We start from the raw sequence: 12,566 nt of genomic DNA on the forward strand, positions 1-12,566 counted from the left end.
GGATGAAACATACTTTCGACCCACTAACATTGCTGCGATCCCCCCTGAGCGATGAACTGGAGCAACCATGGGCCTCGGCGTGCGCTGGACCCTGCACGGCGACGGGCGCACCCCCGCCCCCGGAGCCGTCGTCAAGCCGGATGAGCGGCTGTCCTGGCCCAGGACGGTCGGGCTGGGCGCCCAGCATGTCGTGGCGATGTTCGGCGCGAGCTTCGTGGCTCCGGTGCTCATGGGCCTCGACCCCAATCTCGCGATCATGATGTCCGGGGTCGCGACCATCCTGTTCCTGCTGGCGACCCGCGGCCGGGTACCCAGCTATCTGGGGTGCAGCCTCTCCTTCGTCGGGGTGGCCGCCGTGATCAGGGCGCAGGGCGGCGGCAGCGCCGCGATCACCGGCGCGATCCTGGTGGTCGGCGGGGTGCTGTTCCTGAGCGGCCTGGCGGTGCGGAAGTTCGGCGCGCGCATCATCCACGCGGCGATGCCGCCGGTGGTCACGGGCGCGGTGGTCATGCTGATCGGCTTCAACCTGGCGCCGGTGACCGCGAAGACGTACTGGCCGGCCGATCAGTGGGTGGCGCTGCTGACCATGCTCTTCACCGGCCTCGCCGTGGTCTGTCTGCGCGGCTTCTGGTCGCGTGTCGCGATCTTCCTGGGCCTGGTCTTCGGGTATGTGATCTCCTGGCTGTTCGACCGCGTCTTCGGCAGGATCCACTCCCTGGACGGCAGCGGGCGCATCACCGACCACTGGCGGCTCGACCTGTCCACGGTGGGCAAGGCGGACTGGATCGGCCTGCCCTCCGTACACGCGCCCAGCTTCCACTGGTCGGCCGTGCTGGTCGCCCTGCCGGTCGTCATCGCGCTGATCGCCGAGAACGCCGGACATGTGAAGGCCGTCGGCGAGATGACCGGTGACCCGCTCGACGACACCCTTGGCACCGCCATCGCCGCGGACGGCGCGGCCACCATGCTCTCCACCGCGGTCGGCGGCCCGGCCAACACCACGTACTCCGAGAACATCGGCGTCATGGCGGCCTCCCGCGTCTACTCCACCGCCGCCTACTGGGCCGCGGCCGGCTTCGCGCTGCTCTTCGGGCTGTGCCCCAAGTTCGGGGCGATCGTCGCGGCGATCCCCGGCGGTGTGCTGGGCGGGATCACGGTCATCCTGTACGGCATGATCGGGCTGCTCGGCGCCCAGATCTGGGTGCACAACAAGGTGGACCTGCGCAATCCGCTCAACCTGGTGCCGGTCGCGGCCGGTGTGGTCATCGGCGTCGGCGGGGTCGGCCTCAAGATCAGCAACAACTTCGAGCTCAGCGGGATCGCGCTGGGCACGGTGGTCGTGCTCAGCGGCTACCACCTGCTGCGCGCGCTGGCCCCGGCCCATATGAAGCAGGAGGAACCGCTGCTGGACGCGGGCACCAGCGCGTACGACGACGACGCCACGGAGGCCGGGAAGCCCGCGAAGCCCTGAGCTACCCGGGCGGCGCCAGGTCCTGGAGCCCCACCACCCGCAGCAGCTCAAGACGCTCGTACGACTCGGTGCCCGGGCGGGCCGAGTGGACGATGAGCCGCTGGGCGTGCTCGGAGCTCAGCAGCACCTCGCACTCCAGCTCCAGCAGCCCCACCACCGGGTGCAGAAAACGCTTGACCGCCGAGCGCCGCACCGCGACCTCGTGCGCCTCCCACAGCGCGGCGAATTCCGTGCTGGCCGCCCGCAGCTCGGCGACGAGCGCCGCCGGTGCGGGATCGTCGGGTCGGGCGGCCAGCACGGCCCGCAGATTCGCGACATGGTTCCGCGCGTGCTCCGCCTGGTCCTCGGGCGGGCAGAGCCGGCGCGCGTCCGGGTCGGTGAAGTACCGGCGGATCATATTGCGCTGCCCCGGCGGCCGGGCGCTGATGTCGCCGGACAGGGCGGCGGCCATCGCGTTCTGCGCCAGCACCTCGCCCCAGTCGTTGATCACCAGCGCCGGGGTGTCGTACAGCCGGTCCAGGATCCGCAGCAGACCGGGCCGCACATGCCCGGAGGCGGACCGGTCGCGCGGCGGCTCCTCCCCCACCAGGTGGAAGAGATGGTCGCGCTCGTCGTCGGTGAGCCGCAGCGCGCGGGCCAGCGCGGTCAGCATCTGCCGGGACGGGCGCGGGCCGCGGGCCTGCTCCAGGCGGGTGTAGTAGTCGGTGGACATCCCGGTGAGCTGGGCCACCTCCTCCCGGCGCAGCCCGGGGGTACGGCGGCGCGCCCCGGGCCCGAGCCCGACGTCGGTGGGTGCGAGCCGGGTGCGGCAGCGGCGGAGGAAGTCGGCGAGCTGGGTGCGGTCCACCTCTCCAGGGTCGCCGGTCCCGGGCTCCTCATCCAGGGTCTGCCGATCCCTGGATCGGCGGTGCTCTCCCGGCCCGCTCCGGACTCCCTCAGGGTCGTAGCCGACGAACACCGATGAGAGGAGTCAGGACATGCTGACGTTGGTGACCGGAGCGACCGGCCGGGTGGGACAGCGGTTCGTGCCGCGGCTGCTGCGGTGGGGCGCGCCCGGGGACGAGGTGCGGGTGCTGGTGCGCGACGCGGCGAAGGGCGCGCCCTTCGCCGCGCTGGGCGCGCAGGTGGCGGTCGGCGATGTGCGCGAGGAGCAGGACGTGCGCAAGGCCCTGGCCGGGGTGGACGCGGTGGTCAACGTGGCGGCGGCCTTCCGCGGAGCGACGGACGACGAGGCGCGGGCGGTCAACCGCGACGCGGCCCTCGGCCTCGCCCGCGCCGCCCTGGAAGCCGGTGCCTCACGCTTCGTCCAGGTCAGCACCAATCTGGTCTACGGCCTCGGGCGCGGCCGGCCGCTGGTGGAGGACGACGAGTCGCTGCCGGGCGGGGAGCTGTGGGGCGCGTACCCCGCGTCCAAGGCCGAGGCCGAGCAGGGTCTGCTGGAGCTGCACCGCGAGCGCGGGCTCGACGTCCGGATCGGCAGCCTGCCCTTCGTCTACGGCGAGGGCGATCCGCATCTGGCCGAGTCGCTGCGGTGGGCGGGGCAGTGGGCGGGCCATCAGCGGCTTCAGTTGGCGCATCACGCGGATGTGGCGCGGGGGCTGCTGCGGCTGCTGACCGCGCCGGGGGTGGCCGGGCGGAAGTACAACATCGTCGACGACGCGCCCGTCACGGCGGTGGATCTGCACCACGTCAACGGCGTGCCGCTGCCGGAGGGCATGGCGGACCGCACCGACCCCGACCCCTGGTTCGGGGTGTGCTCCAACGCCCGGCTCCGCGCCGAGCTGGGCTGGCGTCCCCTGTACCCGACGCTGTGGACGGCCGTCGACGCGGGGGCGCTCTGACTCCGGACCCGTTAGTCCGTTCCGGGGAAGCGAACGGCGTACGGCCGGTCGGGCCGCGGCTCGGCTGCGACGCTTGCGCCCATGACGACGTCGGCCGAGCGGCGCGCGCCGCGGACCGTGGAGGGTGTCGTGGCGCGGATGCGCGCGCTCGGCGCCACGCTGCCGCCCCGGGACGGGGTGGCGGTCTTCAACCGGGTGTATCTGGCGGTCACCGAGGAGGTCGGCCGCCGGCTCGCGGACGGGTACTTCCAGGACCCGGCCGCCACCGAGGACCTGGATGTGCGCTTCGCCGCCCGCTATCTGGCGGCGGTCGACGCGGTGGCGGCGGGGCGGCGGCAGCCCGCCTGCTGGCGGCCGCTGTTCCAGCTGCGGCGCCATCCGGGGATCCGCCCCCTCCAGTTCGCGCTGGCCGGGATGAACGCCCACATCGGCCATGACCTGGCCCTGGCACTGGTGGACACCTGCCGGGCCCGAGGGGTGGAACCGGAGGACCTGGAGGGCGACTTCGACCGGGTCGGCACCCTGCTCACCGGGCTCGAGGAGCGGATCCGCGAGGATCTGATGCCCGGCCCCGATCTGCTGGACGTGGCCGATCCGCTGACCCATCTGGTGGGGTCGTGGAGCCTGGACAAGGCGCGGGGCGCCGCGTGGGCAGCGTACCGCGCCCTGTGGGGGCTGCGCGCACTGCCGGAGCTGACCGAGGAGTTCGTCGAGCGCGTCGACGAGAGCGTCGGGCTGGTGGGGCGGTTTCTGCTCACCCCGCTGCCCGGCGACTGAGTTGTGGTGAGTATGGGACAGCGACACGCCGACGTCATGGCGTGTCGCTGTCCCATACTCACCGCAAACGCTGCGGCTCAGTCCTCGGGGAGTTCGACGGGTTCGATCTCGTCGTAGACATCGCCCGGGCCCGGGTTCTTGGGGTCCGTACGCCCGCCGAAGTGGGTCATCACGCCCCACACCGCGTTGAGCGCGGTCTGCACGGCGCCCTCGGCCCACCCCGCGGTCCAGGAGATGTCGTCGCCCGCGAGGAAGACGCCGCGCCGGTCGGCGGGGAGGCGGTCCTGCATGAAGTGGGTGAACAGGCGGCGCTGGTAGCGGTAGTGGCCCGGCAGATTGGCCTTGAACGCGCCCATGAAGTAGGGCTCGTTCTCCCAGGAGACGGTGACCGGGCTGCCGATGATGTGCTTGCGGATGTCGACCTTCGGATAGATCTCCGACAGCGACTTGAGCATGACCTCCATGCGCTCGTTGGCGGACAGCGGCAGCCACTTGAGGCTGTCGTCGCACCAGGTGTACGAGAGGCAGATGACGGCGGGCCGGTCCGGGCCGTCGTCCAGCAGATAGGTGCCGCGGGTCATCCGGTCGGTGAGCGTCATGCTCATCACGTCCCGGCCGGTGACCTCGTCCTTGTCCAGCCAGAAGGGGCGGTCCACCGGCACGAACAGCTTGCTGGACTCCATGTAGTGGGTGCGCTCCATCGCCGTCCAGTGGTCGATGGGGAAGAGCGAGTCATCGCACTCGATCTTGGAGAGCAGCATCCAGGACTGCGCGGTGAAGATCACCGCCCGGTACGAGCGGATGTCGCCGGCCGCGTCGGTGACGACGATACGGTCGCCCGCCGCGCGGTGCAGCCGGGTGACGGCCGGGCGCGGCCGGCCGCCGTGCAGGGAGGCCAGCGAGGTGCCCGGCGTCCAGTGCACGAGCTTGCGCGGCTCGCGCTCCCACAGCCGCAGCGGGAGTTGCTGGCTGCCGCCGACGATGCCGCGGTGGTCATCGTCCGCGCCGGTGTAGACGACGCGCAGGATCTCCAGGATGGAGTTGGGGAAGTCGGTGTCCCAGCCGCCGGTGCCGAAGCCGACCTGGCCGAAGATCTCGCGCTGCCGGAAGGAGGCGAAGGCCGGGGAGTCGCAGAGGAAGCCGTAGAAGGTCTGGTTGTCGAGCGCCGCGACGAGGCGGGACCAGATCTCCCGGATCCGCGGGACGTCGCGCTCGCGCAGGGCGCGCTGCATGGCGGAGAAGTCGGCGCCCTCCTCCAGGCAGGCGTTCCAGGCGTCCATCACCTGGTGGTAGACCTCGGGCAGGTCGTCCAGGGTGCGGGCGTAGTGGGACTCCCCCTTCAGGTCGACGACGGTCGAGGGGGTGTCGGGCGCGAGGGGGTTGGGGAAGGGCCGGGTGGTGAGGCCCGCCAGGTCGATGTAGTGCTGGAGGGCGGTCGAGCTGGGCGGGAAGCGCATCGCGCCCATCTCGGCGGTCAGCGCCGGGTCGCAGCCCTCGAAGCCGACGGTGCGCAGCCGCCCGCCGATCCGGTCGGCCTCGTAGACGACCGGCTTGAGGCCCATCTTCATCAGCTCGTACGCGGCGACGATGCCGGACAGCCCGCCGCCGACAACCGCGACCTCGGCGCCGTGCTCGGTCGCGGGGATCTGGCCGAGGCCCGCGGGGTGGGCGAGGTAGTCGTCGTAGGCGTAGGGGAAGTCCGGGCCGAACATGGTCAGCGGCGGGTCGGGCTGCCGCTCGTCCTGCTGGACGTGGACGGCGGTGGGCACCATGGACGTCATCGGGTACGGACTCCTTGCGGGGCGGGCGGGCGAGGGGGCGCGCGATGCGAAAGCGGGCGGGCGTCGGGTCAGGTCAGGTCAGGTCAGGTCAGGTCAGGTCAGGTCAGGTCAGGTCAGGGGGTGTACAGCTCGGGCCTGCGGTCGCCCAGATACGGGTTCGCGGTGCGCGAGGCGGCGAGCAGCTCCGGGTCCACCTCGCCGAAGGCCAGCTCCTCGCCGTGCCCGGCGCGGGCCTTGACCGTGCCGTCGGGCCCGGCCAGACAGCTCAGCCCGATGAAGTCGAAGTCGCCCTCGGGCCCGGTGCGGTTGACGTACGCGATGTAGAGCTGGCTCTCGAAGGCCCGCACCGGGACCAGGGATTCGGCCACGAACTGGAACGGGTGCATCTGCGCGGTGGGCACCAGCAGCAGATCGGTCCCGGCCAGGGCATGGGCCCGGACGTTCTCGGGGAACTCCACGTCGTAGCAGATCATGATCCCCAGGCGGACGCCGCCGAGTTCGGCCTGGACGACGGGGGTGTCGCCGGGGGTGAACCAGGCGCGCTCGAAGTCGCCGAAGAGGTGGGTCTTGCGGTAGTTGGCGAGCTGCGCGCCGTCGGGGCCGACCAGCCGCGCGGAGTTGAAGACCGCGTCGCCCCCATCAGCCGCCTCCCCCGCGCGCTCCGGGTAGCCGTAGAGGACGGCCAGGCCGTGGGTGGCGGCGATGCGGGCCACCGCCCGGCCGCCGGGCCCGTCGGCCGGCTCGGCCAGCCGCCGCACGCCGTCGCCGATGGCGTATCCGGTGAGGAACAGCTCCGGGGCGATCAGCAGCCCGGCTCCCGCCGCCGCGGCGCGCCCGGCCGCCGCGTCGAGGACCTTGAGGTTATGGGCGGTCTCGCCGGGGTGGCCGGAGCTCTGGAGCAGGGCGGTGCGCAGCGGGGGCATGGGCAAACCTCGGGTGGGAGGGAGGGAGAGACGCGGCCGGGAGAAGCCGGAAGGGAAGGAGCGACGTATCGGCACAAAGACGGTACGTCGGCCCGAGATCGGCGGACAAGGCACGACCGTTGCGCATCCAGCGTCGATTCGTTACGTCTTCCGGCCCCGCCGCGGCGATTCGTTGCGCCGCGGCGGGTCGGGCAGGTTCGTCCTCGAAGCCCACCTGGTGCCGCCGTCACGGGATGGCCCAAGCTGGCCCGCATGGATTGGTTGCCACTGCTCTCCACCCTGGCCGGGGCCGCGATCGGCATCGTCGCCACTCTCATCGCCGATCGGAATCGGTGGAAGCACGAGGATGTCAAAGAAGCTCGTCGGCTGCGGCTCGACGTCTACACGCAGTACACCAACACCGTGAAGGTCCTCGGTGAGACCCTGCGGGCCCTGGCCGAGCGAGAGCACCCTTCCGACGGCGAGCGGGCGCTTGCGCTGCGCCAGGCCTTTCGGGATTCAGACATAGCCATCGCGTCCGAACAGATGTGGCTCATCGCGCCCCAACCCGTCGTCAAGGCGTCCAACAGCGTGTTCCACTGCCTGCGACGCATCTGCGACGGCTACGTCGACGGCAGTGCCGTCAGCAGTCCGGAGGATCGCGCCCGCTGGGAGGCGCGCGGCAAAGCAGCCGCCAAGATGCGCAAGCTCATGCGTGAAGATCTCGGCTTCGGCCCACTCACCGAACGCCACACCCCCCTTCTCAACGACGACAACAGCTAAGACTTATCCCGTATGTGTGTACGGGGGCGGCCGGTGTGCGGTCGTGTCGTTCCGGCGTGGGCCTTGGGCCGCTGGGGTGCGGGTCGGGTCTCATCCGGGGTTGCCACGGTGCAGGGTCCGGCGTTTCGCCGAGCAGAGGCCGTCTGTTGCCGGGGAAGGGTGTTCCGGCGGGGTTCGGCTGCCGCGTGGGTCCGGCCCGAGGGCGCGGACTTCGGTGCGGTTGACTCGGACAGGGCTTCTTGCAGCCCTTGGGCGAAGAGGATCTGGGCGGCCCGGGCCCGATGGTGGTCGAGGCGGGCGGTGGTGGGGTCGTCGGGGTCGGTGAGGGTGGTGAAGGCGGCCAGAGCAGCGGAGACCAAGTCGCGGTCGCCCTTCAGCCCGCAGCCGCCGTCGGCCGGGTCGCAGTGATGGGTGCGCTGGTGCAGGGACTTGGGTACGCGTCGGCCGCACAGGCAGTGCTGGGACAGGGCGGTGGTGAAGGTCGAGGCGCGCAGGAGGCGTCCGCCGGTGGCTATGCACTCGGCGGCCAGTGCGGCGATCAGCCGTCCAGGGGCGGTGGCCGAGCAGGCACGGCCCCACAGACGGAACCAGGTACGGATGCCGCAGTCCTCGACAGTCAAGTGCGGGCCGTGGACGGCAACCACAGCAGCGGCGATCTTCTTCGCACGGTGATGGGAGGCCTCGGCCGCGCTCGCGGCCGCGGCACTGTGGCGGGCCCGCAGATTCCGGTAGCCGGTACTCACCGTGTCGCGGCGGTAGGCCTGCCGGGGTCTCCCGGTCGTGGTGGTGCGCCGGGGTCCGGCCGGGACGGTCACGGCCTTGGCGGGCAGGCCTGCCGCCTGTCGGCGTTCGTCGCGGGTCTGTTGGCGGCGGGAGCGGCGGTACTGCCGGGGGTTGGTGGCGCGCCGGGAACGGTCCAGGGCGCGCTGGCGTCCCCGCGCCTTCTTGCGCGCTGCGGCCAGGGCGTGTTGCTCCTGCTGGGTCAGGGTGATCCGGTCGGAGTACACGCCGCCGTCATCGGGGTCGAGCGCCGCGGGGATGGAGACGACGGCGAGGTTGGAGACGTTGCCGTCCACCCCGCCGACGCGCTGGAGGGCGGCGGCCTGCCCGCGCCGGATACGGGTGGCGGGGGAGGCGTGGCCGGGGGCGAGGACCATCAGATGGGCCTCATAAGCCCAGCCGCCCGGGGCGGCCGGATCCCGCCGCCGCACCAGGTCGATCTTGTGCCACCGGCTCGGGTCGTCCAGGTAGTGCAGCAGATAGGGCCAGCGCCCCGCGCCCTGCGCAAGCCGCACCGGCAGGACGATGTCCCCGCGCCCGGTGGGCCCACCGCCGAAGACGACGGCCAGCGGCCCGGTGTGGTCGAACCAGGACGCCGCCCTGCTGCGCGGGCGCTGATGGGCGCCGGTGGTCTTAGTGGGGATGCCTCCCGTGGGCCGGGCGGGGGCGGGCATGCGGCGCGGCTGGCCCAGCACCCGCACACCCGGCAAAAGCTCCGCGGCCTGGGCGGCGGTGGTGACCGAGGGCGGCAGCGCGGGGTGCCTGAACGCCTCCAGGTGCCCGGCGAGGGTGCCGTGCAGGCGGAAGGTCTCCCACTTGCGCTCGGTGGTGTGCGAGCGGGCCCGGCCCGGGATACGGGTGTACTCCCACCAGGTCCCGGCCTTGGGGCGCCCGGCCCGCCGCCCGGACGCGTCCGGGTGCAGATGCCGGGCCACCCCGGCCCACACCTCGTCGGCCTGATGCATCACCAACGCCTTCGACACATGATCGCTCAGCCAGCGTGAGCGCTCCAGATGCCGATACGCGCGCCGCTCCAGCCCGGTGCGGGACAGGCCCAGCTCCGCCCGCCAGGCCTTCACGTCCCTCTCGCGCCGCACCTCACCGGCCCAGTAGGTGCCGACCACATCCCGCGCGTCACGCTGCAGGGCGCGTTTGACCTGCCACATCGCCGAGAACAACTGCTCGACCCGGCGGCGGACATCCGCATCGGCGACCACCAGCGGCAGCCGGATCACCGACACCGGCGCATCCTTCGCCCGCCGCCACACCTCACCCCGGTTCGGCCCCCGAAACCGCCGCCCCGACCCAGGCGCAGCCGATGACCGGCTCACCAGCTTCCCCCTCTCCCGGACCGTCAGCGTCAGGCATAACGTCAGGCATAACGTCATGAAGTCTGTTCGGGTTACGGTCAGTTGTATGGGACTCCGTCTCGCCACCTGCCGCTCTGCTCAGTTGAAGGCGTGGACGGGGCTGTCCGGGCCGCAGCTGTATGCCCTGATCACCCGTTTGTGGCGGCGCCGCCCGGACAGCGGGTGCGGCCGGCCCTGGTCACTTGCCTTCGGCGACCGGGTGCTGCTGGTCGTCCTGGGCTACCGCACGAACCTCACCATGGAGCAGCTGGCCGGGCTGTTCGCCACCCCGGACTCCACCGTGCACCGGGTCACAACCGACCTCGCGCCGCACCTCGCCGCCCTGCTCGGCCCGCCACCCGCCGACCGGCGGGAGTTGTGGCTGGTGGACGGCACCCTCATTCCGGTGCACAACCAGCAGAAGACGAAGAAGAGGAAGAACTACCGGCGCAGTGTGAATGTGCAGACCGTGCGCCGGGCCCCTGACCGCCGCATCGTCGCGGTCGGCGACGCCTGGCCGGGCAACCGCAACGACGTGGTGGTCTTCCGGGAGACCCTCGACGAGACCCTGCCCGATCATCCCCGCCTGTCCGGCGATAGTGGTTATCAAGAGAACGAGCGGATCCGCTCGCCCCGGCGCGGGCCTGACCGGAAGATCATCAAGGACCGGGCCTACCGGCTGTTCCGCAAGCGCCGCGCCGTCGCCGAACACACCATCGCGCGCCTCAAGGACCACCAAGTCCTCCGCCAGTGCCGCCGCAAGGGAGAAGGGATCAACCAGGCCGTCGCCGGCATCGCCGCCCAGCACAACCTGAAACTGGAGATCAACGGCTGACCCCAGACCCGCGACCGCTCACAGGAAAACATGTCTGACCCGGTATTACGGGATATGTCTCAGGTCGGAGCTCCCGAGCCGAAGCGGCGGAGGAGGGGCGAGAGGACCAGGACGGACTTGGTGCGCTCCACGAAGGGCTCGCCCGCGATCCGCTCCAGGACGCGTTCGAAGTGGCGCATGTCGGAGGCGAAGACCTGGACGATGGCATCCGCGTCGCCGGTGACGGTCGACGCGGCGACCACCTCGGGGTAGCGGTTCAGGCCGCGGTGGATGTCCTCGGGCGAGGTGTTGCGGCGGCAGTAGAGCTCGATGAAGCCCTCGGTCTCCCAGCCGAGGGCGGCCGGGTCGACCCGTACGGTGAAGCCGGTGATGGCCCCCTCGGCCCGCAGCCGGTCCACCCGCCGCTTGACGGCGGGGGCGGAGAGGCCGACCTCCTCCCCGATGTCGGCGTAGCTGCGGCGGGCGTCCTCGGCGAGGGCGTGGACGATACGTTCGTCCAGATCGTTCAGTCGCACTGCGGGGATGTCACTTTTCTGCCGTGGCCAGTCGGGAGCGGCGCATGCCGTATGCGAAGTACAGCACAAGGCCGACGGCCATCCAGACGCCGAAGACCATCCAGGTCACCCGGTCCAGGCTGCCCATCATCCACAGGCACAGCCCGAAGCCGATCAGCGGGAACAGCGGCGACAGCGGCACCCGGAAGGTGCGCGGCATCGCGGGCCGGGTCCGGCGCAGCACGATCACGGCCACGTTGACCAGGGCGAACGCGAAGAGGGTGCCGATGCTGGTGGCGTCGGCGAGCTGGCCGAGCGGGATCGCGGCGGCCAGCACCCCGCAGAAGAGGGAGACGATCACGGTGTTGGCGCGCGGCACCCCGCTGGCCGGGTGGATCCGGGAGAACACCTTCGGCACCAGCCCGTCCCGGGACATCGCGAAGAGGATGCGGGTTTGGCCGTAGAGCACCGTCAGCACCACGGAGGCGATGGCCACGACCGCGCCCGCCGCCAGCAGCACGGCCCAGAAGCTCTGCCCGGTCACATCCCTCATGATCCCGGCGAGCGCGGCCTCCGAGCCCGCGAACCGCTTCCAGGGCAGCGCGCCCACCGCCACCGCCGCGACCAGGCAGTACAGGGCAGTGACGATGACGAGCGAGAGCATGATCGCGCGCGGCAGGTCGCGCTGCGGGTTCCTGGCCTCCTCGCCGGCCGTGGAGGCGGCGTCGAAGCCGATGTACGAGAAGAAGAGGGTGGCCCCGGCCGCACTGACGCCCGCCATGCCCAGCGGCATGAACGGCGTGTAGTTCCCGGCCCGGACGCCGGTGAAGGCGACGGCGCAGAACAGCACCAGGGCGGCGATCTTCACCGTGACCATGATCGCGTTGGCCCGGGCGCTCTCCTTGGCCCCGCCCAGCAGAAACGCCATGGCCAGCAGGACGACCAGTAGCGCGGGCAGGTTGAAGAGGCCGCCGTCGCCGGGCGGGGCGGCCAGCGCGTCGGGGATGGTGACGCCGAGGGTGCCGTCGAGGAGCTCGTTCAGATACTGGCCCCAGCCGACCGCGACGGCGGCCACCGAGACCCCGTACTCCAGGATCAGACACCAGCCGCAGACCCAGGCGACCAGCTCACCGAGGGTGGCGTAGGCGTACGAGTACGAGGACCCGGAGACCGGGATCGTGCCCGCCAGCTCGGCGTACGACAGGGCGGAGAACAGCGCGGTCAGCCCCGCGATCGCGAAGGAGACCACCACGGCGGGCCCGGCGTCCGGCACGGCCTCGCCGAGCACCACGAAGATGCCGGTGCCCAGCGTCGCACCGATGCTGATCATGGTCAGCTGCCACATGCCGAGCGAGCGCCGCAGCTTCCCGCCCTCGCCCTGGCCCCCCTCGGCGACCAGCAGCTCGACGGGCTTGCGCCGCATCAGCGCGGAACCGAGCCCTCCGGAACCCCGCCCCGGGGCACGGAGCCCCGGCCCGGATCGCTCGGCGGTGGGCGGGGCTGCGCCGTGGTCCAGCACTTGAGGGGCTCCTTGTCGCTGCCGGTCGGGTCGG

General features: G+C 71.8%; 11 protein-coding genes. 5 read left to right on the plus strand and 6 right to left on the minus strand.

The window, feature by feature from the left end:
- Window positions 1–67 precede the first annotated feature (67 nt).
- Complete coding sequence (locus ABTY62_RS10810) at window positions 68–1,471, plus strand: uracil-xanthine permease family protein (protein WP_352129101.1); 1,404 nt, start codon at window positions 68–70, stop codon at window positions 1,469–1,471.
- 1 nt (window position 1,472) lies between these two features.
- Here ABTY62_RS10810 and ABTY62_RS10815 read toward each other — a convergent pair whose 3' ends face one another.
- Window positions 1,473–2,318 carry a helix-turn-helix transcriptional regulator gene (locus tag ABTY62_RS10815; protein ID WP_352129102.1) on the minus strand — a complete coding sequence of 282 codons (846 nt, stop codon included), beginning with the start codon at window positions 2,316–2,318 and terminating at the stop codon, window positions 1,473–1,475.
- A 130-nt stretch (window positions 2,319–2,448) separates the two neighbouring features.
- Between ABTY62_RS10815 and ABTY62_RS10820 the strand changes: the two genes are divergently transcribed.
- Both ABTY62_RS10820 and ABTY62_RS10825 read left to right on the plus strand, forming a co-directional pair.
- Window positions 2,449–3,312, plus strand: coding sequence for an NAD-dependent epimerase/dehydratase family protein (locus tag ABTY62_RS10820; RefSeq protein WP_352129103.1), 864 nt, complete (start codon window positions 2,449–2,451; stop codon window positions 3,310–3,312).
- An 81-nt stretch (window positions 3,313–3,393) separates the two neighbouring features.
- Window positions 3,394–4,089, plus strand: a complete 696-nt coding sequence (locus ABTY62_RS10825; protein WP_352129104.1) for a DUF5995 family protein — start codon at window positions 3,394–3,396, stop codon at window positions 4,087–4,089.
- A gap of 77 nt (window positions 4,090–4,166) precedes the next feature.
- Here ABTY62_RS10825 and ABTY62_RS10830 read toward each other — a convergent pair whose 3' ends face one another.
- Together ABTY62_RS10830 and ABTY62_RS10835 are read right to left on the minus strand one after the other, a co-directional pair.
- Entirely contained in the window at window positions 4,167–5,870 is a 1,704-nt protein-coding gene (locus ABTY62_RS10830) for a flavin monoamine oxidase family protein (RefSeq protein ID WP_352129105.1), read from the minus strand.
- Between the two features lie 113 nt (window positions 5,871–5,983).
- Window positions 5,984–6,793, minus strand: coding sequence for a carbon-nitrogen hydrolase family protein (locus ABTY62_RS10835; protein ID WP_352129106.1), 810 nt, complete (start codon window positions 6,791–6,793; stop codon window positions 5,984–5,986).
- A 252-nt stretch (window positions 6,794–7,045) separates the two neighbouring features.
- On the opposite strand from ABTY62_RS10835, the gene ABTY62_RS10840 reads away from it, so the two are divergent.
- Entirely contained in the window at window positions 7,046–7,555 is a 510-nt protein-coding gene (locus ABTY62_RS10840; RefSeq protein WP_352129107.1) for a hypothetical protein, read from the plus strand.
- Here the strand turns inward: ABTY62_RS10840 and ABTY62_RS10845 are convergent.
- Window positions 7,552–9,576: a transposase gene (locus tag ABTY62_RS10845; protein WP_352129108.1), complete on the minus strand. Its 2,025-nt coding sequence runs from the start codon at window positions 9,574–9,576 to the stop codon at window positions 7,552–7,554. The two genes, ABTY62_RS10840 and ABTY62_RS10845, sit on opposite strands and share 4 nt — an antisense overlap.
- Window positions 9,577–9,751: 175 nt before the next feature.
- On the opposite strand from ABTY62_RS10845, the gene ABTY62_RS10850 reads away from it, so the two are divergent.
- Window positions 9,752–10,519 (plus strand): transposase, encoded by a 768-nt coding sequence (locus ABTY62_RS10850; RefSeq protein ID WP_352129109.1) that lies wholly within the window; start codon window positions 9,752–9,754, stop codon window positions 10,517–10,519.
- A 59-nt stretch (window positions 10,520–10,578) separates the two neighbouring features.
- On the opposite strand, the gene ABTY62_RS10855 is transcribed toward ABTY62_RS10850, so the two are convergent.
- On the minus strand, window positions 10,579–11,034 hold the full coding sequence (locus ABTY62_RS10855; protein ID WP_352129110.1) for an Lrp/AsnC family transcriptional regulator: 456 nt from the start codon (window positions 11,032–11,034) through the stop codon (window positions 10,579–10,581).
- A gap of 10 nt (window positions 11,035–11,044) precedes the next feature.
- Window positions 11,045–12,532 carry an amino acid permease gene (locus ABTY62_RS10860; RefSeq protein WP_352129111.1) on the minus strand — a complete coding sequence of 496 codons (1,488 nt, stop codon included), beginning with the start codon at window positions 12,530–12,532 and terminating at the stop codon, window positions 11,045–11,047.
- Window positions 12,533–12,566: the final 34 nt, after the last annotated feature.

It is taken from the genome of Streptomyces sp. NPDC097640 (assembly GCF_040302705.1).
Lineage (GTDB): Bacteria > Actinomycetota > Actinomycetes > Streptomycetales > Streptomycetaceae > Streptomyces.